Origin of the sequence: Leptolyngbya sp. FACHB-671, from assembly GCF_014695745.1 — a bacterium.
Classification (GTDB): Bacteria; Cyanobacteriota; Cyanobacteriia; order Elainellales; family Elainellaceae; genus JAAUTN01.
In genome coordinates, this window is sequence record NZ_JACJOV010000062.1 from 20,246 (window position 1) to 41,907 (window position 21,662).

Annotated in this window: 17 protein-coding genes; 10 read left to right on the forward strand and 7 right to left on the reverse strand. The window is 49.0% G+C overall.

What is annotated here, in order from left to right; all coding sequences use genetic code 11:
• Nucleotides 1-34: 34 nt before the first annotated feature.
• Complete coding sequence (locus tag H6F93_RS07160) at nt 35-1,228, forward strand: ABC transporter permease (RefSeq protein ID WP_190679881.1); 1,194 nt, start codon at nt 35-37, stop codon at nt 1,226-1,228.
• On the opposite strand, the gene H6F93_RS07165 is transcribed toward H6F93_RS07160, so the two are convergent.
• Nucleotides 1,225-3,924 (reverse strand): sensor domain-containing protein, encoded by a 2,700-nt coding sequence (locus H6F93_RS07165; RefSeq protein WP_190679882.1) that lies wholly within the window; start codon nt 3,922-3,924, stop codon nt 1,225-1,227. The genes H6F93_RS07160 and H6F93_RS07165 overlap by 4 nt on opposite strands.
• Before the next feature lie 262 nt (nt 3,925-4,186).
• Here H6F93_RS07165 and H6F93_RS07170 point away from each other — a divergent pair, with 262 nt between their 5' ends.
• The 4 genes from H6F93_RS07170 to H6F93_RS07185 all read left to right on the forward strand — a co-directional run bounded on the left by H6F93_RS07170 (nt 4,187) and on the right by H6F93_RS07185 (nt 8,792).
• Nucleotides 4,187-5,893 (forward strand): ABC-F family ATP-binding cassette domain-containing protein, encoded by a 1,707-nt coding sequence (locus H6F93_RS07170; protein WP_190679883.1) that lies wholly within the window; start codon nt 4,187-4,189, stop codon nt 5,891-5,893.
• A 131-nt stretch (nt 5,894-6,024) separates the two neighbouring features.
• Nucleotides 6,025-7,623: a 2,3-bisphosphoglycerate-independent phosphoglycerate mutase gene (gpmI, locus tag H6F93_RS07175; RefSeq protein ID WP_190679884.1), complete on the forward strand. Its 1,599-nt coding sequence runs from the start codon at nt 6,025-6,027 to the stop codon at nt 7,621-7,623.
• A 102-nt stretch (nt 7,624-7,725) separates the two neighbouring features.
• On the forward strand, nt 7,726-7,965 hold the full coding sequence (secG, locus tag H6F93_RS07180) for a preprotein translocase subunit SecG (RefSeq protein ID WP_190641501.1): 240 nt from the start codon (nt 7,726-7,728) through the stop codon (nt 7,963-7,965).
• Between the two features lie 14 nt (nt 7,966-7,979).
• A complete protein-coding gene (locus tag H6F93_RS07185; RefSeq protein ID WP_190679885.1) occupies nt 7,980-8,792 on the forward strand; it encodes a peptidase in 813 nt (270 codons plus the stop codon).
• Here the strand turns inward: H6F93_RS07185 and H6F93_RS07190 are convergent.
• Nucleotides 8,789-9,718, reverse strand: a complete 930-nt coding sequence (locus H6F93_RS07190) for a prohibitin family protein (protein WP_190679886.1) — start codon at nt 9,716-9,718, stop codon at nt 8,789-8,791. The two genes, H6F93_RS07185 and H6F93_RS07190, sit on opposite strands and share 4 nt — an antisense overlap.
• Nucleotides 9,719-9,933: 215 nt before the next feature.
• Nucleotides 9,934-10,569, reverse strand: coding sequence for a Uma2 family endonuclease (locus H6F93_RS07195; RefSeq protein ID WP_190679887.1), 636 nt, complete (start codon nt 10,567-10,569; stop codon nt 9,934-9,936).
• A 120-nt stretch (nt 10,570-10,689) separates the two neighbouring features.
• Here H6F93_RS07195 and ilvA point away from each other — a divergent pair, with 120 nt between their 5' ends.
• Nucleotides 10,690-12,198 carry a threonine ammonia-lyase, biosynthetic gene (ilvA, locus tag H6F93_RS07200; RefSeq protein WP_190679888.1) on the forward strand — a complete coding sequence of 503 codons (1,509 nt, stop codon included), beginning with the start codon at nt 10,690-10,692 and terminating at the stop codon, nt 12,196-12,198.
• Between the two features lie 124 nt (nt 12,199-12,322).
• Here the strand turns inward: ilvA and H6F93_RS07205 are convergent, their stop codons facing one another.
• Nucleotides 12,323-13,939: a WG repeat-containing protein gene (locus H6F93_RS07205; RefSeq protein ID WP_190679889.1), complete on the reverse strand. Its 1,617-nt coding sequence runs from the start codon at nt 13,937-13,939 to the stop codon at nt 12,323-12,325.
• A gap of 69 nt (nt 13,940-14,008) precedes the next feature.
• Nucleotides 14,009-14,161, reverse strand: a complete 153-nt coding sequence (locus tag H6F93_RS33635; RefSeq protein WP_206755712.1) for a hypothetical protein — start codon at nt 14,159-14,161, stop codon at nt 14,009-14,011.
• Between the two features lie 46 nt (nt 14,162-14,207).
• On the opposite strand from H6F93_RS33635, the gene H6F93_RS07210 reads away from it, so the two are divergent.
• Together H6F93_RS07210 and H6F93_RS07215 are read left to right on the forward strand one after the other, a co-directional pair.
• Nucleotides 14,208-14,687, forward strand: a complete 480-nt coding sequence (locus H6F93_RS07210) for a hypothetical protein (protein WP_190641507.1) — start codon at nt 14,208-14,210, stop codon at nt 14,685-14,687.
• Nucleotides 14,688-14,963: 276 nt separating this feature from the next.
• Nucleotides 14,964-17,060 carry a CHASE4 domain-containing protein gene (locus tag H6F93_RS07215; protein ID WP_190679890.1) on the forward strand — a complete coding sequence of 699 codons (2,097 nt, stop codon included), beginning with the start codon at nt 14,964-14,966 and terminating at the stop codon, nt 17,058-17,060.
• Nucleotides 17,061-17,099: 39 nt separating this feature from the next.
• On the opposite strand, the gene H6F93_RS07220 is transcribed toward H6F93_RS07215, so the two are convergent.
• Nucleotides 17,100-17,363: a hypothetical protein gene (locus H6F93_RS07220; protein ID WP_190798669.1), complete on the reverse strand. Its 264-nt coding sequence runs from the start codon at nt 17,361-17,363 to the stop codon at nt 17,100-17,102.
• A 25-nt stretch (nt 17,364-17,388) separates the two neighbouring features.
• The gene (locus H6F93_RS07225) at nt 17,389-17,844 is read right to left on the reverse strand and encodes a metallophosphoesterase family protein (RefSeq protein ID WP_190679892.1); all 456 of its coding nucleotides are present in this window, start codon (nt 17,842-17,844) and stop codon (nt 17,389-17,391) included.
• 427 nt (nt 17,845-18,271) lie between these two features.
• On the opposite strand from H6F93_RS07225, the gene H6F93_RS07230 reads away from it, so the two are divergent.
• Nucleotides 18,272-20,590, forward strand: a complete 2,319-nt coding sequence (locus tag H6F93_RS07230) for an NACHT domain-containing protein (RefSeq protein WP_190679893.1) — start codon at nt 18,272-18,274, stop codon at nt 20,588-20,590.
• Nucleotide 20,591: 1 nt separating this feature from the next.
• Nucleotides 20,592-21,356: a sterol desaturase family protein gene (locus tag H6F93_RS07235; RefSeq protein WP_190679894.1), complete on the forward strand. Its 765-nt coding sequence runs from the start codon at nt 20,592-20,594 to the stop codon at nt 21,354-21,356.
• The last annotated feature ends 306 nt before the right edge of the window (nt 21,357-21,662 follow it).

Sequence of the window (21,662 nt, forward strand, 5' to 3'; positions counted from 1 at the left end):
ATAATCAACATCAACTGTGGCGGGAAGGCAGCATATGAACTGGTTGCAAAAACTCAGGAAAAACTCACTAGCCCAATTCGGCGCGATTGTGCTGCTGATTTTTTATGTAGTTGTGATAGCGGCAGAATTTGTTGCGCCCTACGACCCTTATGCTTCGCAGGTTGACGGCTCCCTCCTGCCACCGACTCAAATTTACTGGCGTACTCAAGAAGGACAATTTATTGGTCCACACGTTTACCCCACAACGCAGGGTCCTGTAGATCTGGAGACGGGCGATCGCCAGCTATTCGTAGACTTTGAGCGCCCTTCCCCCCTACGCCTGTTTGTACAAGGTTCAGAATATCGGATGCTGCAATTGCGGCTGCCGCTGCCGACCCGCTTCTCACTCACGAATCCCAGGTTCGAGGAAGTGCAGCTTTTCCCTGGCATTCCCGGAAACCTGCACCTGTTTGGCGCAGCGGGGGAAGGTACAATTAACTTGCTGGGTACTGATGAACAGGCGCGGGATCAGTTCAGCCGCCTTGTGCATGGCGGTCGCATTAGCCTCAGCATTGGTTTGGTTGGCATCGTTATCTCTTTTCCTTTGGGAATGTTGGTCGGCGGTATTTCTGGCTACTTTGGCGGAGCCACTGACGGCATACTGATGCGTTTCGTAGAAGTGTTGATGACGATCCCGTCCATCTATTTGCTGGTTGCCTTAGCTGCTGTATTGCCTGCTGGACTGACCAGTTCCCAGCGATTCTTGCTGATTGTGCTGATTACCTCGTTTGTCAGTTGGTCCGGGTTGGCACGGGTGGTTCGCGGTCAGGTGCTTTCTATTAAGGAGCGAGAATTTGTCCAGGCGGCTAAGGCAATGGGCGGGCGACCGCTCTACATCATCATTCGGCACGTCCTACCGCAAACTGCGACCTACATCATCATTTCTGCAACGCTGGCAATTCCCAGTTTCATTGTGGCGGAGGCCGTTCTTAGCTTGATTGGTCTGGGCATTCAGCAGCCTGATCCGTCATGGGGAAATATGTTGTCTTTAGCTACCAATGCCTCAATTTTGGTGCTGCAACCGTGGCTGGTCTGGTCGCCTGCAATTTTAATTGTATTGACCGTGCTGGCGTTTAACCTGCTAGGGGATGGTTTGCGAGACGCGCTTGATCCCCGCAACTTACACGGCACATCAAATATCAGCAGTACTGCCTCTGGAGAACTTGCTTCAGCTCCCGGGGATAGCTAGGCGACGTCCTCGTTTAAGCGTTGGGGATCAGTCTCGATCAGAATGCCAGCTTCTTCACTACTCAAAGGTTTCGCAAAAAAATAGCCCTGCCCATATTCGGCTTTCAGGGTTTTAAGTTGTGAAACTTGTTCAGCAGTTTCAATTCCTTCAGCAACCACGTTCATGTTTAGGGTGTGAGCCAGCGTGACGATCGCTCGCACAATTTCAGATCCCTCGTCTTCTGCGTCATCGGCTCCCATTCTGCCGACAAAGGACTGGTCAATTTTGACCGTATCAATCGGGAACTGATGCAAATAGCTTAGGGACGAATAGCCTGTGCCAAAGTCGTCAATCATCAGCTGCAGCCCCAGCGCCTTGAGCTGCTCTAGTAGAGCCGTTGCGGACTCAGTATTTTCCATAATGGCGCTTTCGGTAATCTCAATCTTCAAGCGATGAGGTTCTATCTGATATTGCTGAAGTAACTGGCTGATTTGCTGAATCAGTTGGGTTTGGGCAAACTGCTTAGTCGAAAGATTCACGCTGACGGATAACGCTCTGCTGTGAGGAAACTGAAGCTGCCATTCCCGAAGCTGACGACACGCCTCTGCAAAAATCCACTTTCCCAACGGGATCACCAAACCCGTATCTTCGGCAACCGGAATGAAATCACCGGGAGAAATCCAGCCACGCTCTGGGTGCTGCCAGCGAACCAACGCCTCAAACCCAATAATTTCGGAAGTTTCTAGCGAGACGATGGGCTGATAGCGCAGTTGGAATTCTTGACTGGTCAAACCTACTTGCAGGGTTGAAACGGCCCGTCTCAGGTCAGTCTCTAGCTGCAATAGAGCAACAGCGCGGGCGTGCATTGCTGCATCAAATATCTCGTGACGAGCCCGCCCTAAAACTTTGGCGCGGTACATGGCGGTGTCTGCATTTCGCAGCAAGTCTTCAGGGCGATCGCCCCCCGATTCACTTAGAGCAATGCCAATGCTGACGGTAGTAAAGACCTCTTGCCCATTTAAATTGAATGGCAGCAAGAATTCTTGATGGATTCGCTCTGCCAGTTGAGTGCTGTCGGTGTGGCTCCTGATGTCTTCCATCAAAATTGTGAACTCGTCCCCTCCTAGCCGAGCGATTGTATCGCCGATGCGAAGGCAAGTTTGCAGACGTTGGGCGATCGCCACCAAAAGCTGATCCCCAACTACATGACCGAGGCTGTCATTGATCACCTTAAACCGATCGACATCTAGAAACAGCACCGCAAATCGGTAGCTCTGGGGGCGTCTAGTTCGCTCAATTGCTTGAGAGAGGCGATCGATAAACAAAGCGCGATTGGGTAGTCCTGTGAGCACGTCATGCAGGGCATCGTGCAAAAGCTGCTCTTCGGCTTGACGGCGTTTGGTGATGTCAGTCTGCGATCCCGCCATGCGGCAGGCTTTGCCATTCTCATCTCGCACTGCCAGTCCTCGGTTCAGCAACCAGCGGTAGGAGCCGTCTCGATGCCGCATTCGGTACTCGCTCTCAAAGTGAACCGTTGACCCATCTAGATGAGCATTGAGTTGAGTTTTAACGCGATATAGGTCTTCCGAGTGAACTCGGCTAAACCATTCATCTAAAGTGTTGCCAATCTTTCCCTCCTCGTAGCCCAGCATTTCCCGCCAACGGGGAGAAAAGTAAATTTCGTTGGTTCTCAGATTCCAATCCCACAGCCCGTCGTTGGCACCGCGCACTGCCAGAGCGTAACGTTCCTGGCTTTCCCGCAGCGCTTCTTCAACCTTCATTCGGTCAGTAATGTCCAGCCCAACGAAGACGGCTGCCTGATCCTGAAAATATTTTTGGGCAACGACGATGTAATTGCGGATCGAGTCGCCAACTCGGGATGCAATTTCTACCGAGCTTTCCTTCACTGAACTGGCGATAAACTTCTGCACAAACTCGGCAAATCCGGGGCTGGATTCCATAAAACCCAATTCTCTGCCGACAAAATCTTCTGGGCGAACGTTAAAAGTGGCCGCCAAGTAACGATTGATCCCTAAGTATTTGCAGTCTGAGCTAAACCAGGAAACGCAGCCAGGGACGGCATCCAGTACCGCCTGAAGCTGATCTTTTGCCTGTTGCAGGTCTGCCTCAGCTCGCTTGCGATCAGTGATGTTTCTGCCAAAAACGGCTACGCCTGTAATTTCCTCAGTATTCGTGATAATGGGGTTAAACGAGACTTCAATATATGCAGGGCTGTCGGGCAAATCAACATATAGCTCAATAGCAAAGCGATCGCCCCTCAGTGCCCGGTCATAGTAGTCTATCCAGATGGCTTTTGCGGTGTCGGGTAGACAACTGATAATATTCATACCCAGCGCTAACTCGACCCCATAAACGATCTGAAACTGCTGCTTAAAGGTGGAGTTGAGCGTGACAATCTGATACTGGCGATCGATCGACCAGACCGCATCTTGCGTATTCTCGATCAGAGCTAGAAGATTTGCCTCTCGTTCCCTTAGCGCTTTTTCTACGGTCGTTTCCTGGATGCCTGATTCCTGAATGCTTGATTTCTGGATGGCTGCTTCTTGCACTGCTTCCGATGCAGATACTCTTGGCTGAATTGCCTCGGTTTCTAACCGTCTAGATGCTGAACTGGACGTTGGGCTATTAGACGTTTCGCCATTAAAAGGCTGTGGTGCCAAACTATCCTGTATTTCTGCAGCATCTGCTGTAACCATGAGAAAGCAATCTCCGAAGCGGTGATTAAAAAATCCGGCAGATGCCTAGGGTACCCATAGCTCCAGGATAGACGGCGACTTATAGGCAGTAGAGTAAACTTCTGGCAAAGATTGAGAGCCAACCCATGAAAGAATGTTAATGCAGTTAATATTTATGAAGCGGAACTTGTGCAATGCCTGACCTGAGCAGACTAAGTTCTTGCGGCTGCTAAATTGACCGATCGCCTTTTCCTTTTATCCTTCACAGTCTGGAGACTCTACGATGTTGCGCCTGGAACATGTCAGCAAAATTTATCCGACGGGTGAAGTTCTCAAGGATATCAACTGGGAAGTTAAACCCGGCGATCGCATTGGTTTAGTCGGGGTAAATGGCGCAGGCAAATCAACGCAGCTCAAGATCATTGCGGGTGAGATGGAGCCCACTTCTGGTCAAATCATTCGCCCCAACAGCCTGCACATTGCCTACCTGACCCAAGAGTTTGAGGTTGATCCCGGCCGCACCGTGCGGGAAGAATTTTGGACGGTGTTTACTGAAGCCAATGCAGCGCAACAGGCGATCGCCCTGGTTCAGCGGCAGATGGAAACCGCCAGCATGGAAGAATTGGATAAGCTGATTCATAAACTAGACCGAGCACAGCGGCAGTTTGAAGGGCTGGATGGTTATGGCTTGGAGGCGCGAATTGAGAAGATTTTGCCAGAGATGGGGTTTGACCCAGAAGATGGCGATCGCCTGGTGAGTGCTTTCAGCGGCGGCTGGCAGATGCGGATGAGTTTGGGCAAAATTTTGCTCCAGGCACCCGACCTACTGCTGCTGGACGAGCCGACGAACCACCTCGACCTGGAAACGATCGAATGGTTAGAGACTTATCTGAGAGGGCTGACTACACCGATGGTGATTGTCTCTCACGACCGCGAATTTCTCGATCGCCTCTGCACCCAGATCGTTGAAACTGAACGGGGCGTTTCCTCCACTTATCTTGGCAATTACACTGCCTACCTCCAACAAAAAGAAGAGGCACAACTGGCGCAACTCAGCGCCTTTGAACGGCAGCAAAAGGAACTGGAGAAACAGCAGACCTTTGTTGATCGGTTTCGGGCTAGTGCGACCCGCAGTACTCAAGCAAAAAGCCGTGAGAAGCAGTTAGAGAAAATTGAGCGAATCGAAGCTCCTACTGGCAGCGTCAGAACCCTTCACTTCCGCTTTCCGCCTGCGCCCCGTAGCGGCCGCGAGGTGGTGATCATCAAAGATCTGGTGCATACCTATGATGAAAAGATTCTATTTTTGGGAGCGGATTTGCTGATTGAACGGGGCGATCGCGTTGCCTTTGTTGGTCCAAATGGAGCAGGTAAGTCTACCCTGCTTCACCTGATGATGGGCATGGAGCAACCCACAGAAGGTGCCGTTGAGTTAGGGGATCATAACGTAATTCCTGGCTACTTTGAGCAGAACCAGGCAGAAGCGCTGGACTTAGATAAAACCGTCATGGAAACAATTCATGACGAAGTGCCCGACTGGAAAAACGAAGAAGTTCGGACATTATTAGGTCGATTTTTGTTCAGTAGTGATACCGTTTTTAAGAAGGTTTCGGCTTTAAGTGGAGGCGAAAAAGCGCGACTGGCACTGGCAAAAATGCTGCTACGTCCTGCTAACTTATTAATTTTGGATGAGCCGACAAACCATCTAGATATTCCTGCAAAAGAAATGCTAGAAGAGTCCATTCAAAATTATGATGGTACTGTAATCATTGTTTCTCACGATCGCTACTTTATCTCTCAGGTCGCTAATAAAATCGTTGAAATTCGGGACGGAGAGCTACGGCTTTATCGGGGTGATTATCATTATTACCTGGACAAAATAGCCGAGGAAAAAGAGAAAGCTAGACTAGAAGCGATCGCTGCTGAAAAGGATGCAAAAGCTGCTGCTAAGCGCGAGAAACAAAAACAAAAAGCCAAGGTCAAAAAGGTTTAGGTGCAGCTCTAACCACAGACAGAAATACAGGAAGTACAGACAAATATCAATTTCCCCAGATTGACTTAGTCAGACTTAGGAACTCGAATGATATTATTGCTGAGAAATTATTCAACAAAAGGGCTATCTGCATGACACAAGCGCCGGTTTCTCCTGTGGTGCTAGTCATTTTAGACGGTTGGGGTCATCGGGAAGACTCCAATGGCAATGCGATCGCCGCTGCTAGTACTCCAATCATGGATAGCCTTTGGGCTGCTTATCCCCGAACTCTGATTCACACCTCTGGCAAAAACGTGGGGCTTCCCGATGGGCAAATGGGGAACTCCGAAGTGGGGCATTTGAACATCGGCGCAGGTCGAGTCGTTCCCCAAGAGCTAGTTCGCATCTCAGATGCAGTCGAAGACGGGTCGTTGTTGAGCAATCCAGCCCTGCTTAAAGCCTGTCAAGAAATTAAGCAAAGCGGTGGCAAACTGCACCTAGTTGGGCTTTGCTCATACGGCGGGGTCCATTCTCACCTCAGTCATTTGCTAGGACTGTTAGACCTGGCAAAGACCCAAAATATCTCTGAAGTCTGCGTTCATCTGACCACCGACGGGCGGGATACAAAACCGACCGATGGTGTAGCCGCGATTCAACGCATTCAAGACTACATTGCTCAAATTGGCTTGGGGCGCATCGTGACCCTGAGTGGTCGCTACTACAGCATGGATCGAGACCACCGTTGGGATCGAATTCAGCGCGTTTATGAGGTGATGACTCAAGATGGCGAAGGCGATGGTCGCACTGCATTAGAGGTGCTGAAAGCCTCTTATGCGGAAGAAGTCACCGATGAATTTGTCATTCCCACTCGCATTGCACCCGGAGCGGTACAGCCCGGAGATGGGGTGATTTTCTTCAACTTCCGCCCTGACCGCGCCCGTCAGTTAACCCAGGCTTTTGTTGACCCCAATTTCAAAGGGTTTGAGCGAGCAAGAGTGACGCCGCTAACCTTTGCCACTTTCACCCAGTACGACTCCAATTTGCCCGTATTGGTTGCGTTCGAGCCGCAAAATCTCGATAACATTCTGGGACAGGTGATTGCCCAGCATGGTTTGCGTCAGTTTCGCACCGCAGAAACGGAAAAATATGCCCACGTTACCTACTTCTTCAATGGCGGTATCGAAGAGCCGTTTGAAGGAGAAGACCGGGAACTGGTGCAAAGCCCGATGGTGGCAACGTATGATCGCGCTCCCGCAATGTCGGCTAAGCAGGTGACAGATGTGGCGATCGCTGCTGTCGAAAAGCAGATTTATTCGCTCATCGTGATCAACTATGCCAACCCCGATATGGTCGGTCACACTGGCCAGATGGAAGCAACTGTGAAGGCGATCGAGACGGTTGATCGCTGCGTCGGTCGGCTGTTGGAAAGCATTGTTCGGGCTGGCGGCACAACCATTATCATTGCTGATCACGGTAACGCTGAGTACATGTACGATGAGCAGGGCAATCCCTGGACTGCTCACACGACCAATCTGGTACCCTTCATCCTGGTTGAGGGAGAGGGACGCAAAATTCCCGGACACGGCACAGAGGTTAGCTTGCGCTCAGACGGACGGTTGGCAGACATTGCCCCGACGATCCTGGAAATCTTGAAGCTGCCGCAGCCTCCAGAGATGACTGGGCTCTCCATTCTGGAGCCAGTTGGATTTGAAGTCAAAGCAAACCGCACGCCCGTGCGAGTTTCTCTATAGGAGCTTCACCAGGTTTTTGGTGCAAGAGCGACGCTTCTGCACCAAAAAAACTAACTCATCCCTGTTGTCTGTAGAATAGAGTCAGCTATCCAGGTATCCGTTATGACGTTGACCAGTGCAATAGAAATCTTGTGGTTATTGTCCGCTGTTGGTTTGATTGTTCTTGTGCTGTTGCATAGTCCCAAAGGTGACGGTCTAGGCGGACTGGGCGGACAGGCGCAGCTCTTTACCAGCACCAAGAGCGCTGAGACAACCCTCAACCGCATCACCTGGACGCTCACTATCATCTTTATGGGGTTGACCATTGTACTGAGTGCGGGTTGGCTAAACCCTCCCCAGTAGGATATTGCTCAAGAATGAAAGGCGATTGCCCTTCAGCTTCTTTAAATCGCCATCTGAGTTGCAGGTGGCGATTTTTGCCGCAGGTGAGTCTGTTCTGGAGTGGAGTGGCGATCGCCGTTCTCCTATCGATCTTTCTACATTTTCAATTTCCCATTCCTGCTCTAGCTCAGGTAGAGCCGCAACCCTCATCGCCGCTAAGTTTGCCTGCGCCCCAGGTGCATCCGCTACCGCTGACATTGGCGCAATGGGCAGATTCCAGTAATCAAGGTGATTACTTTTCAGAAATCACTCCCACTGAGCTGGGCTATCTGGTGTGGTCAAGGCTTCCAGTGAAAGTTTATGTGCAGCCGCCTACGGAAGCCTTGGTGGGAGGCAACCGCTCTCAAGCCTGGTTTGAGGTAGTCACGCAGGCGGTTCAGGAGTGGAATGCCTATTTGCCGCTAGAGCAGATTGATTCCTTTGAAGCGGCTGATATTTCTATTTGGCGATCGACCCCACCCATTGAAGGCTGGCAGGAAGGGAATCTCCGTGCCCGCTCTGCGGAGACCCGTTATCAAATTTATCGGGTACGTCCAGTCAACGCGCCCGCCTATCTCACCCAACGCTTCAACATTCTGCTGCGCCCCAGCCAAACCGACCACTACATTCGCGCAGCGGCAAGACATGAGCTAGGTCATGCCCTGGGCATCTGGGGACACAGCTTGTCAGAAACCGATGCACTTTATTTCTCGCAGGTTCGTAACCCTCCTCAAATATCAGCCAGGGATGTCAACACACTCAAACGGATTTATGAACAGCCAACTCGACTAGGTTGGGCATTGGACTAGTTTGGGGCAGTCGAAACTTGTGGGGCTGAAGATTGTCCCGCCAAGTCTGAATTCAGCTGAAACACCAGGGGCGCTCCGCCTTCGCCACCACCAATCACAACTACCTTGGCATTGTCAGACGTAGCTAAACTTTCAGTTGCCTCGATCGCCCTCAACTGCAAGGCTTCAGCCGTCAAACTTTCAGCCACAATTGCCTGAGCATCTGCTACGCCTTGCGCCTCAACTCGTTTGCGTTCTGCCTCTTGGCGTTCGCGCTCCAGGGTAAACGCCATTTGCTGACTTTCCTGTTCCGCGCTTAGCTTTTCTTGAATTGCAGCTTGCAGTGTTTCAGGCAAAATCGCCTCTCGCAGGTAAGCGCCTTCTACGCTAAATCCTAACGGTTCAAGTTGTTCACTCAGTCGTTCTTGCATTTGCTCCGATACTTCCTGCCGTCGGCTAGAGTAAACCGATTCGACTGGATAACTTGCCGTGATTTCTCGAACGATAGAGCGAAACCGAGAGCGAACAATTTCTGTTTCGTCATCCCCAATCGACTGGTAGAAATTAACGACCTGCTGGGGTTCCAAGCGATATTGCAAACTAACATGCAGATTGAAGGTCAACCCTTCCTGGGAAGTCACCTCAATCTCTTCGGTCACGTCTCTGAGGCGAGTTGAGAAAACTTCTAAATCAGAGAATGGATTAACCGCATGAATTCCCGGAGTGAGAGGACGCTCCGCAACCTTGCCAAAGGACTCTACTACTCCAACATTGCCAGCCGAAATGATTCTTAACGTGCGTGAGAAACAAACCAGGATTGAAACTAACCCGATGAGAGCGGCGATCGCCTGCACACCAGAACGATTGCGAGAACTCGTCATCTTTTTGCTAGAGAAATAAACCAGTAGCGCAACTAGAGTCGTCAAGAGAGAAACAACAAAAGCCATAAACCTCTTCTAAGTTAAAGATGAAAGGTCTAGCCAAACTCTTCCCACAACCCACACTGGATACAACAGTTGCTCCTGAATAAATTTCGGCTTAACCACAGATTTATAAAGCTGATACCGTTTCTACATTGAAGCTGCATATTTTGGAGTGTGCTCCGCGTATGTGGAGCACACTCCAAAATATGCAGCCTTAAAGAGAATTAGTATGAGATAACTTAAAGCTGAGATAGCAGCCAGGCACTCACTTTGCCATGATTCATCTGGCGGCTACGACGCAGTGCTTCCTCCAGTAGTCCTATGTCTAACCCTGAAAAAACTTGGGATTGAGCAATCCTACGGCTACCTCCGTTTTGCACCTCAAAGGCGATAATCTGCACATTCTGCACGTCGATGATCCAGTACTCTCGCACCCCTAATCCCTCATACAGTAGCCGCTTTTCACCTTTGTCATCTGCTAAAGAAGAATAAGCGACTTCAACCACCAGATCAGGCGGCGGGTAGACGTCCAGGTCGATAATTGTTGCTTCCCAGGGTACTGCTTCTGCATTCGCACCCAGGTAAAAAGAAACGTCGGGTTGAGCCTCTTCATAGCCCATTTTGCGATAGGTGCAGTTGTCATGTCCGTCTAAGTCAATTCCTCGGACACTCGCGAACAGAGCGATCGCACTGATCACAATGAAATGATCGCGTGAATGGGGATTACCAAGAGGAGACATTTCGAGCCTCATGCGTCCGTTGTAGTAATAGCCTTTGGTTTCCGCATGGGCAGGATTATCAATGACCTGAAGGTACTCTTCCCAGGACGCATTCACCCAAGTGTCGGTTGGCATCTTTGCCTGTAGCTGACTCATCACGGCACTTTAGCGACTGATATTTCTTGCTTCAGTCTAAAGCAGTTTACCTTTGGATAAGGCACCCCTTCTATAGAGTAGAATTGCCTATATTAAGCATTTGCCAACCCTCATCTCCTCATGCCTGACTACCTGGAACGTATCCTGACTGCTCGTGTGTATGATGTGGCTCAGGAAACGCCGCTCGACTATGCGCCAAATCTGTCTGCTCGGTTGAACAATCGGCTTTTGCTGAAGCGGGAAGATATGCAGTCGGTGTTTTCGTTTAAGCTGCGGGGTGCCTATAACAAAATGGCGCAACTGCCGCCAGACGTGCTGGCGCAGGGAGCGATCGCCGCTTCTGCGGGAAACCATGCTCAGGGAGTTGCCCTTGCCGCTCAACACTTGGGTACACGAGCGATTATCGTCATGCCCGTCACCACTCCTCAGGTCAAGGTTGATGCGGTCAGAGCCAGAGGCGGAGAAGTGGTGCTGTACGGCGATACTTTTGACGAAGCCTATGCCCATGCCCGTCAGCTTGAAGCAGAAAAAGGGCTGATTTTCATTCATCCGTTTAATGACCCGGATGTGATTGCAGGACAGGGCACGATTGGAATGGAGCTGTTGCGACAGTGTCAGAAGCCCATTCATGCAATCTTTGTGGCGATTGGCGGTGGCGGTTTGATCTCTGGAATTGCCGCCTACGTAAAACGCTTGCGTCCTGAAATTAAAATTATTGGGGTTGAACCCGTTGATGCAGACGCAATGTATCAATCGCTCAAAGCCGGACATCGGGTGCGATTGCCTCAGGTTGGCTTGTTTGCCGATGGGGTTGCGGTGCGCGAGGTGGGTGAAGAAACCTTTCGCCTATGCCAGCAATATGTAGATGACATCATCCTGGTAGAAACCGATGATATTTGCGCTGCAATCAAAGATGTGTTTGAAGACACGCGATCGATCGTAGAACCTGCTGGAGCACTGGCGATCGCCGCTGCCAAAGCCTACGTTGAGCGAGAGCAAATTACAGAGCAAACCCTGATCGCGATCGCCTGTGGCGCAAATATGAACTTCGATCGCCTGCGGTTTGTGGCAGAACGGGCAGAACTGGGCGAGCGCCGCGAAGCTATCTTTGCTGTCACGATTCCTGAAGAGCGGGGCAGCCTGCGTAACTTTTGTGAGTGTATCGGCAAACGCAATCTCACCGAATTTAACTATAGAATTGCGGATGAGCAAGAAGCCCACATTTTTGTAGGTGTACAGATTGAGAACCGAGCCGATGCCGTTCGGATGGCTGAAACCTTCGAGGCAAAAGGCTTCAAAACCCTGGACTTAACTGATGACGAGTTAACCAAACTGCATTTGCGGCACATGGTTGGCGGGCGATCGCCCTTAGCTCACCACGAGTTGCTTTACCGCTTCGAGTTTCCTGAGCGTCCCGGTGCCCTGATGAAGTTTGTCGGCTCCATGCACCCCAACTGGAATATCAGCATGTTCCACTACCGCAACAACGGTGCAGACTACGGGCGAATTGTCGTGGGAATGCAGGTGCCACCCCACGAAATGGAGGAGTGGCAAACCTTCCTGGATACCCTGGGTTATCGCTATTGGGATGAGAGCCAGAATCCGGCTTATAAGCTGTTTTTGGGGTAGACGATGTTTGAAAAGCTGAATCGTAACCCAAGATATGTAAGGGCTTGGCATTCGGCGGATAGCTCCGGAATAGACCGAGGTTCTTTGCCCGAACGCTAAGCCCTTACAGGGATAGTCGCTAATTTTATCGAGGCACTCGAATGTACCCCCACTTGCCTCCCTGCAAATTGATGCTGTAAAAACAGCCGTCACTGTGAGTGCAACCCGTTTGCTCTCTGACCCAGGTTCCACCGACGTTCACCTTTGCTAAACCTGCCGAAACGCTATGTAGAGCTACTGCATTAGGTATTACGGTCCATCGACCGGAGCGATCGACAAAACCAACTTGATCGCCAATACGAGCCATCGCGATGCCACCCGAGAAAGCAGTCAATACGCTGCCTCGGAATTCGTAATTGGGAAGATAGAACTGGGCTGGAATCACGGTATTGCCGTTGCGATCGATGTAGCCCCAGCGATTGGACGCATCAACTACGTTCATTTCAACGGCAGCTAAGCCTTCAGAAAAAGGTTCAGCATTAGAAAATTGGGGTTCAACCACCATTTCACCGCTGCGATTGATGTAACCCCAATAGCCGCTGGTTATCTGCACAGGGGCTAATCCGTCAGCAAAAGCTTTCGCGTCCTTAAATTGAGGTTCAATGGCGATCGCCCCTGTCTTATCCATGTAGCCCCAATTGCCATTGACGCTAAAACTAGCCAACCCTTCTGAAAAAGCAGTGGTGCTATACAGTTGGGGCTGAATCACAAACTGCCCTGTCTTATTGATAAAGCCAACTTCACCATTATTGGTAAAAACTCTCGCCAGTCCGTCTGAGAAGCCTTCTGGAACATAGTTGAACTGCGGCTGAATGACGAGTTGCCCAGTTCGGTCAATGAAGCCCCAACGCTCTCCTACCCGAACAGCCGCCAGTTCTTCTGAGAAGGGCAACGCTTCATCAAACTGCGGTTGAATCACAATGGTTCCTTGCGTGTCCATGTAGCCTAGCTTGCTATTCACGTAAACGGTTGCTAAACCTGCCGAAAAGTGAGACACACCGCCCATCTCGGGTGGAATTGCAAACAGACTGCGATCGCCCCCCACATATTCCAAAGGAACGGTACGCGGCAAATTGAGAGATTGGCACAGCAGCGCTGCTACTTCACCTCTTGTTGTAGGCTGATTGGGGCGAAGCTGACGCACATTAGGATAGTTGACCACAATGCGTCCAACGGTTCCCGCAGCGATCGCCCGTCGTGCGTAAGCTGGTACCTGCTGGGCATCGTCAAAATATCGGTGTAGGGTTACTTCTGCTGCTTCAGAGCTACTCATGTTTGCGGCATTGGCGAGGATGGCGATCGCCTGAGTCCGAGGAATTGGCTGTGACGGTTGAAAGCTGCCATCTGGATAGCCAGAGAAAAACTGCCGCGCATAAGCATCTCGAATTGCCCGATAAGCCCAGTGGCTAGACGGCACATCGCTGAAAGCAGGCGCTTGTCGAGTTGGCTCAACCCGCGAGAAGGCATTGAGCATCAGAATCGCAAACTCTGCACGGGTGACTGTCGATTGGGGTCTGAAACTGTTGTCAGGATAGCCGCTGACGAGGCGCTGAGTCGACAATTGGTTAATGCAAGGATTTGCCCAATGGCTTTGCGTATCAGAAAAAGCAAGGGCGATCGGGCTAACCACACCCCATAGAGCGACAGTCAGGAGTGAAACTTTACTTCTCAGAAGAATCGGTTTCAATAGATTCATAACCATAAATTGAGAGGGATGAAGGTGTTCATCATAAAGCACAGAACTTAATATGCTCTCTTCAAACGTTAAGATCTAAATTTCGCCTGTGAGTGTATAAAAATTAATGGTTAAACCGATAGCTAAAATACTCACTTTTGCAGTTCTGTTGATCTGCTTGACCTGCTTTTTGACCTTCTCCTTGTCCAACCAAGCTGCTTGGGCATTCACATCTACACCGTTACTCACTCTAGAGGACTTGCCGCCTGGGTTTACTTACTATTCGAGTGAGGGGATGCAAAACAGCTCCTCCGGGGCGATCGCCAACTGTGAGGCGGCTGAAGCTCAGGGATATGCCTTTGCCTTGCAGCAAGACGGTGAGATCATTGAACGGGTTTGTGTGACCTCATCGCCAATCAGCAATATCTTTGGGGATAGTGAGTCAAATTCTGCTCTTGGTGAGGCATTTTTGGATGCCATGTTAAGCAATCCAGATGCATTATCTCAACTGTTGGGGCAAGAAAAACCGGCAGATTTAGAATTCCTGGAATTAAAAGGTATTGGTGATTCAGCAGTTGGGTTTAGAGGAACAGTAGAGGCGATCGGTGCAGCAGACATCGGGCTATTTCGCAGAGGTGCAATGCTCAACACCGTGTTTATCATTCACCCAAATCATCCAACGCCGCTTACATCTCTGCAAGAAATTGCGTCCAAGTTAGACGAACAAGTGAAGCTTTCTGTAGGAGAAAGCCCGTTCACACCCGCAACAAGCTAGATTCAAACTAGAAACTAGATCAGTGTGCGACCTACTAGAGAACTAGCTTGATAGATCCCTTCTTGCTTGGTTTCGGTTAGCTAATATATCGGTTATATCAGTAGGTTCTATTTTCATAGCGAAAGAGCAAATATAGGTATCAGTTCAGGTAAAGTACCTCAGTTATGTTCTATATGAAAGCGGGTGCGATAGAACGCTTGATTGAGCAGGGTTTTTCATCTACTTAAGGTTAAGTCAAGCAGAACGAGATTGCCGTAATGGTAAGGAACTAATGCTGTGACGCTTCGCCACAAGACGCTCTTGATCATTGCGGCTACTTTGCTGGGTTTGCTGCTGGTGCTGTCGCTGGTTCTCTCCCGGATTTGGTTGACCGGGTTTGAACGGGTTGAAATACAGCAGACTTACCAGAATGTTCAACGAGTCTCAGATGCGATCGCCAATGATATGGCAGAGTTAGAGGCAATGGTAGGGGATTGGTCGCCTTGGGATGAAACCTATCAGTTCATTGAAGATCGCAACGCAGCATACATTGCAGGAAATTTAGATAACAGTTCCATTGCTAATTTCAAACTAAATCTTGTTGTTTACATCAACCAAGCTGGGAAGATTGTTTTTGCTCAAGGTTTTGATCTTCAAAAGCATGAAGTCACTCCTTTGCCCTCAGGCTTACAAGAACACCTGACTAATCATCCCCGTTTGGCGCGTCACGCTGAACTTGAGAGCAAACTGAGCGGCATTCTGATGCTGCCCGAAGCCCCCTTTCTAGTTGCCTCACAACCGATTCGACGCAGCGATCGCTCTGGCCCCATACGAGGCACTTTAATTTTTGGACGATGCCTGGATGCATCTAAATTTAAGAAGCTGGAAGCATTAACTCACCTATCGATCGCTGCTTTTCCTGCACAACAGCCCTTGCCTGAGGACTTTCGGGCAGCACAGATGGCTCTAGGTGACTCTTCATCCATTTATGTAGAACCCCTAAGCCGCGATCGCATTGCTGGCTATACTCAAATCCGCGACATCTACAACAATCCTGCTCTGCTGATACGGGTAGACAGTGAGCGAGACGTTTATCACAAGGGGCTAAGAAGCTGGAGGTACTTGATTCAAGTCCTATTCTCTACTGGTTTGCTGTTTGGCATCGTCACCCTAGTGCTACTAGAAAAGCTCGTTTTATCCAGACTAACCAGGCTGAGCCGGGAAGTTAGCAATATTCGTGATACCGAAGACTTATCCTTGCGCTTACAGGAGGGTGGTCGCGACGAGCTGTCCCGTTTGATTAGGATGCTCAATCAGTTGTTAGTCACATTAGAACACTCTCAGCAAGCATTGAGTCAATCCAAAGAGGAGTTAGAGCAACGAGTTGAACAGCGTACTATCGACTTAAGACGCACCAATGAAGACCTGTTGGCAGAAATGGCAGAACGTCACCAGGTGGAACTGCAACTGCGTAGCTCAGAAAACTATCTGCGAACATACGCTCAGCAGCTAGAACAAGCTCTATGGCAACTGAAAGAAACCCAAACTCAGCTCATTCACAGTGAGAAGATGTCTTCTCTCGGACAGCTTGTCGCAGGCGTTGCCCATGAAATTAATAATCCCCTAACTTTCATTGCGGGCAATCTCACTTATGCCAACAGTTACATTCATGATTTGCTGGGGTTGCTGGAGCGCTATCAACAACACTATTGCTGCCCTGCAGCCGAAATTCAGGCAGAAGCTAACTCAATCGACCTGGATTTCTTGATAGATGACCTGCCCAAGCTGCTGTCCTCTATGCAGGTTGGAGTCGATCGCATCCAAGAGATTGTTTTGGCATTGCGAAACTTCTCTCGCATTGATGGTGCAAATTTCAAACCATCCGACCTGCACGAAGGACTTGAAAGTACGCTGCTCATTCTGCAAAGCCGACTTAGAGCCAAGTCAGGATTTGCTGGCATTACTATCATCAAAGAGTATGGTGATCTGCCTTTAGTGGAGTGTGATGCCGGACAGATTAATCAAGTTTTTATGAATATTCTGAGCAATGCAATTGATGCACTAGAGGAATATCAGCAGCACTTTCAGTTACATCCGGAGCTATCAGCAACAATCTGGATCAGAACTCAGAGGCTCAATTCTCAACGGATTGCTATTCGGATTGCAGACAATGGGTCAGGTATTTCCGAAACCACTCAACGTCAATTGTTTGACCCTTTCTTCACGACTAAATCGGTCGGTAAGGGAACAGGGTTAGGGCTATCCATCAGCTATCGGATTATCACCGAAAGGCATGGAGGAAACTTACAGTGTATTTCCACACCGGGGCAAGGAGCTGAATTTATCATCGAGTTGCCAATTCAACAGGAGGTTTTGAATGAGGAGCACAATTAAGAATTAAGTTGCTGGGGCGCTCCTAAATTTCCAAACAAATCAAAGGGCTGATTGCACTCGTTGAATCAACTCATCTAGATGCTGTTCACAGAATTGTTCTGCTTGCTCTAGGGAAATCCCTCGCTCAACCGCATAGGTTTCGAAGGCATTGTAAATCATCGCTTTGGATATCTCTTTTTCTGCTTCTCCAACTGCCCAACGATGTTCAATGCAGCCTTGAATGATTAGATTCACCAGTTGTTGCTCTTGGCGAAAATCAGCCAGAAGCTGCTCAGCAACGCTTTGGGGAGAGAGGTCGGACATTGAATCAGTCACTCAAAAACTCACTTTATACGGCCAGTTCCACAATTTCTGCGTGGACAGCTTTTCCCTCTACGCGCAGGTGAGCCACTGAGATCGGTAACTTAAATCGTCGTGGCCCAGCACTTCCTGGGTTGAGAAAAAGAATTCCATTGTTTTCTACAATCGACGGCTTGTGGGAATGTCCGCTAATCACAACCTGTACACCGGTGGTTTCAAACAGATTGAACTCTCGTCCGATGTGCAGGATATGAACGGATACATCTTCAATTTTGAGAGTTTGACGTTCAGCGATCGCCTTTGCCCATTCATCCGTATCATTGTTGCCACGCACTGCAACTACAGGGGCGATCGCTTCCAACTCTGCCAAAACTTCCGGGTTACCAATATCCCCCGCATGAAGAATTAGCTCAGAATTTGCCAGAGCCGCTACTGCTTCAGGGCGCAACAGCCCGTGTGTGTCAGAGATTACGCCAACCTGCATGTCTTCCTCAGAGTGTTCAAAATTGCTTCCTGATCGTGATTTATCGGGATTTCCTTTCTCTAGTGTAGTTCTCAGATCTATTTGGCAAAAAAATTAGGGGTATAAGATTGCGATCGCCATGTTTTAATTCGTTACAAAATTGAAATTTGACGTTAGCCTACCTCCTGATGATGTGAAAGCCAAATCAACCGAAAATACTGAAGCGAGGAGCAAAAAAGAACTTTGAGAGAGTTTTCTAGAAAAACAGGGATTATTTTTTGCAGCCGAAAGTTTGATTTGATTTCAACCGGATGAGAATTAACGCAGTGTCTTTAGGATATGTATTATTTCACTACCTTGAAAGGCAGTTAACATAAAAGAACCCGTGAAATGCCTATTTTTTATAAAAGTTTAAATTTCTCAGCCTAAGATATGAGCTATTTATTTTATGGTCAAGCGATCGCTCCGAGTATCCCTTTCTGGTATTCAACAGGCTAAACGAGCCTTTGCTCTCAAAGGCTGGACTCAGGAAAATTTAGCAGGGGAGGTAAACCTAAAGACCCGCCAGCCGATCTGGCGATTTTTCACGGGGCAACCTGTTGATCGCCAGGTTTTTCTATCTATCTGCTCGATCCTTGACTTAGATTGGCGAGAAATCTCAGACAGTCCGCCGGTCGATTTTTTAGACCCTGGAGAGATAGGTGGGACTATTCCTCTAGATATTGATCGGTTGACGCAACAGGTGCGATCGCAACATCGAGATACCATTCAAACCCAATGCGGAATCTTGCAGTTGCTCGACATCAGCCATCCAGTTAGCCTGGATGACATCTATGTGGATGTAAATATTCTGGAGGAAATTGCCAGCCAACAGTGGTTTGAAATTGCTGATTTGCAAAACTTGAAGCCCACCGAATTCGATCGCGTAGGTTTGGGAGCGGTTGAGCAAAAGCAAATACCAGGAATGCAGGCGGTTGAAACCTACTCAAAGCTGAGGGTATTGGGCAAACCAGGCGTAGGCAAAACCACTTTTTTGCAGCATCTAGCGATTCAGTGCAACCAAGGTGAGTTTGCTGCCCATCAAGTGCCAATCTTCATTGCCCTGAGAGATTTTGCTGAAGAATCCAGAGATACAGGCAAGTTTAGCCTCTTAAGCTATATCCGTCAGACCTTTCTCACCACCGGAATTTCAAACCCGTCGGTGCTGGAAGCTCTGCTGCAAGCGGGGCGAGTTTTGCTATTGTTGGACGGCATGGATGAGGTGCTGAATCAGGACATCACACCAGTTCTGAGAGAGATTCGCAAATTCTCTAACCAGTATCACCGCAACCGATTTGTTGTGTCCTGTCGCACTGCTGCCCAACGGCTGCAGCTGCAAGGGTTCACGGATGTAGAAGTCGCTCCCTTTACTCAAGCTCAAATTATTGTCTTCGCGCAAAAGTGGTTTTTGGCGCTCACCCAAACAACAACTCGATCAGGACAGGAGCAGGCTGCTCAGTTTATTCAGAAGCTAGACTTGCCAGAAAACTGGCAGTTTCGGCAACTGGTGGTCACCCCTTTGTTTTTGCATCTCGCCTGCTGGGTGTTTCATGGTCAAGAAAAGTTTCCAACTAAGCGAAGTGAGTTTTATAAACAAGGGTTAGATCTGCTGCTGGGCCAATGGGATGAAGCAAAAGGAGTTGAACGCGATGATGTGTATCGAGGGTTTTTGTTACCCCAAAAACTGAGGCTGTTGAGTCAGCTAGCAGCAGTAACCTTTGAACAGGGGCAGTATTTCTTTGAGCAGCGCACGATCGAGCAATATATCGGTGACTATTTGCGGAACTTGCCGGGTGTGCCCTTAGAGCCAGAGGAATTGCAACTCGAAAGCGAGGCCATGTTAAATGCGATCGAGGCACAGCACGGGTTATTGACCGAGCGGGCAAGAGGAATTTTTTCGTTTTCCTATCTGGCATTTCAAGAATACTTCACGGCGCGCAAAATTGTTGCCAGCCACAACTTGCGGGCACTAGAGCAAACCCTGGGAGGACTGGTCAGCCACATTACCGATCAGCATTGGCGCGAAGTTTTCTTGTTGACAGCTGCCATGTTGCGGAGTGCCGATTCCCTGGTGCAGTTGATGAAGCAACAGATTGATGGATTGGTTGCTCAAGACCCCTATTTGCAGGAATTTTTGATGTGGGCTAGTCAAAAATCCCAAACCCTTTCATCTCAACCCAAAGTTGCAACTTCACGAGCGTTTTACCTTGCTCTTGCCCAAAATCCCCATACAGCGACTCACTTTGCTTTAGCTAGTACCCTTGATCAAGGGATGTTTTTAGATGCGGCATTAGACAATTTACTGCTAGAGTGTGCCATTAATCACAGTCAGGATTTTGCCCATGCGAATGCGTGTGGCGAAGCACTTAACAACATTATGGTAATGGTTTTAGATGCGGGATTTTACAAGTCGCTCCAACAGTTGAGAGACCAGTTACCCTCTCCTAATCAAAATCAAGAACGGTTTCAGGTTTGGTGGCAAACTCACTATTCTGCCTGGATAAAACAATTGCGCGACACAACTGCCGATTACCGAAATATTCACCATTCCTGGCAGTTTAGCCCTGAGCAAAAGCAAGTGCTGCAAAGCTACTACGATGCCAATCAGCTTCTAGTCGATTGCTTGAATAGTAACTGTGAAGTCACAGCAGCAATCCGGCAAGAGATTGAAACTACATTGCTGCTGCCTCAAAAGGAATTAGAGGATCGGGAATGGCAAGGAGATTAAATTGATCAGTCACTCGTTTGGATTTTACGGTATTGCTTCTTTTGGAATTATTTTGTTGCGATATTTTCTGGTGGCAGGAGGAACTTACTTATTGTTCTACTCGCGATTCAGTCAATCCTTTGTTGATCGTAACTTGCAACACCGGACTCCTTCTTGGCGATCGATTCAACGCGATATTCAACTCTCTGTTCTTTCAGCAGGGGTGTTTGCGCTGGCGGCAGCATTTACTCTATCCGCTTACAGTTGGGGCATTACTCGACTGTATAGCCACCCTCAACAGTATGGGCTGTGGTATCTGGGGATGAGTTATGTCGCGGTGTTAGTTCTCCAAGATACCTACTTTTACTTTACCCATCGCTTATTTCACCACCCAAATCTCTTTCCCTGGCTGCACCAGGGACATCATCGATCGCACCATCCTACCCCGTGGACTTCATTTGCCTTTGACCCCTTAGAGGCAGTTGTTCAGTCCTTTTTCCTGATCGGCATCATTTTTGTTATACCGTTGCATTTCGTCACGCTGATTGCGGTTCTCACAACGATGACAGTATGGGCAGCATTAAACCATCTTGGAATCGATCGCTTACCCGCTTCATTTCCTCACCACTGGTTTGGTCGGTGGTTTATTGGACCTGCCCATCATTCCATTCATCATCTCAAGTACACCACCCATTACGGGCTGTATTTTACTTTTTGGGACATCTTACTCGGCACTGATGATCCTAGCTATAGGAAGAAAATTAGCGATCGCCGATTCAGCCCTTAATAGCTCGATTTGAAAAATATTTTTTGCACATCGTGTTGGAGTCAATCAACTCATTCACGAAATCAAACGCTGATCGGTCATAGTTATAGGCCTAGAGGGTGAACCAGCTAGCCGCTGAGACTAATCAAAAAATAGCGAACTAGCTTGAACATTCATTCCCATCCTTAAGGAGCTGACTCATGAGTATTATCAAAACAGGACTTACGCAGCGGCACTAGGGATAGGGGGTGGTTAAGTTGAGCTATGCTCGCTACAGTTCCAGTATGAGTGCATCAAACAGCGATTGCGATGACATTTACTAAGCTG

Excerpts from the sequence above, each read along its gene's own strand:
- H6F93_RS07160 (WP_190679881.1), top strand. The coding sequence starts at position 35 with ATGAACTGGTTGCAAAAACTCAGGAAAAACTCACTAGCCCAATTCGGC.
- H6F93_RS07165 (WP_190679882.1), bottom strand. The coding sequence starts at position 3,924 with ATGGTTACAGCAGATGCTGCAGAAATACAGGATAGTTTGGCACCACAG.
- H6F93_RS07170 (WP_190679883.1), top strand. The coding sequence starts at position 4,187 with ATGTTGCGCCTGGAACATGTCAGCAAAATTTATCCGACGGGTGAAGTT.
- gpmI (WP_190679884.1), top strand. The coding sequence starts at position 6,025 with ATGACACAAGCGCCGGTTTCTCCTGTGGTGCTAGTCATTTTAGACGGT.
- secG (WP_190641501.1), top strand. The coding sequence starts at position 7,726 with ATGACGTTGACCAGTGCAATAGAAATCTTGTGGTTATTGTCCGCTGTT.
- H6F93_RS07185 (WP_190679885.1), top strand. The coding sequence starts at position 7,980 with ATGAAAGGCGATTGCCCTTCAGCTTCTTTAAATCGCCATCTGAGTTGC.
- H6F93_RS07190 (WP_190679886.1), bottom strand. The coding sequence starts at position 9,718 with ATGGCTTTTGTTGTTTCTCTCTTGACGACTCTAGTTGCGCTACTGGTT.
- H6F93_RS07195 (WP_190679887.1), bottom strand. The coding sequence starts at position 10,569 with ATGAGTCAGCTACAGGCAAAGATGCCAACCGACACTTGGGTGAATGCG.
- ilvA (WP_190679888.1), top strand. The coding sequence starts at position 10,690 with ATGCCTGACTACCTGGAACGTATCCTGACTGCTCGTGTGTATGATGTG.
- H6F93_RS07205 (WP_190679889.1), bottom strand. The coding sequence starts at position 13,939 with ATGGTTATGAATCTATTGAAACCGATTCTTCTGAGAAGTAAAGTTTCA.
- H6F93_RS07210 (WP_190641507.1), top strand. The coding sequence starts at position 14,208 with ATGCAAAACAGCTCCTCCGGGGCGATCGCCAACTGTGAGGCGGCTGAA.
- H6F93_RS07220 (WP_190798669.1), bottom strand. The coding sequence starts at position 17,363 with ATGTCCGACCTCTCTCCCCAAAGCGTTGCTGAGCAGCTTCTGGCTGAT.
- H6F93_RS07225 (WP_190679892.1), bottom strand. The coding sequence starts at position 17,844 with ATGCAGGTTGGCGTAATCTCTGACACACACGGGCTGTTGCGCCCTGAA.
- H6F93_RS07230 (WP_190679893.1), top strand. The coding sequence starts at position 18,272 with ATGGTCAAGCGATCGCTCCGAGTATCCCTTTCTGGTATTCAACAGGCT.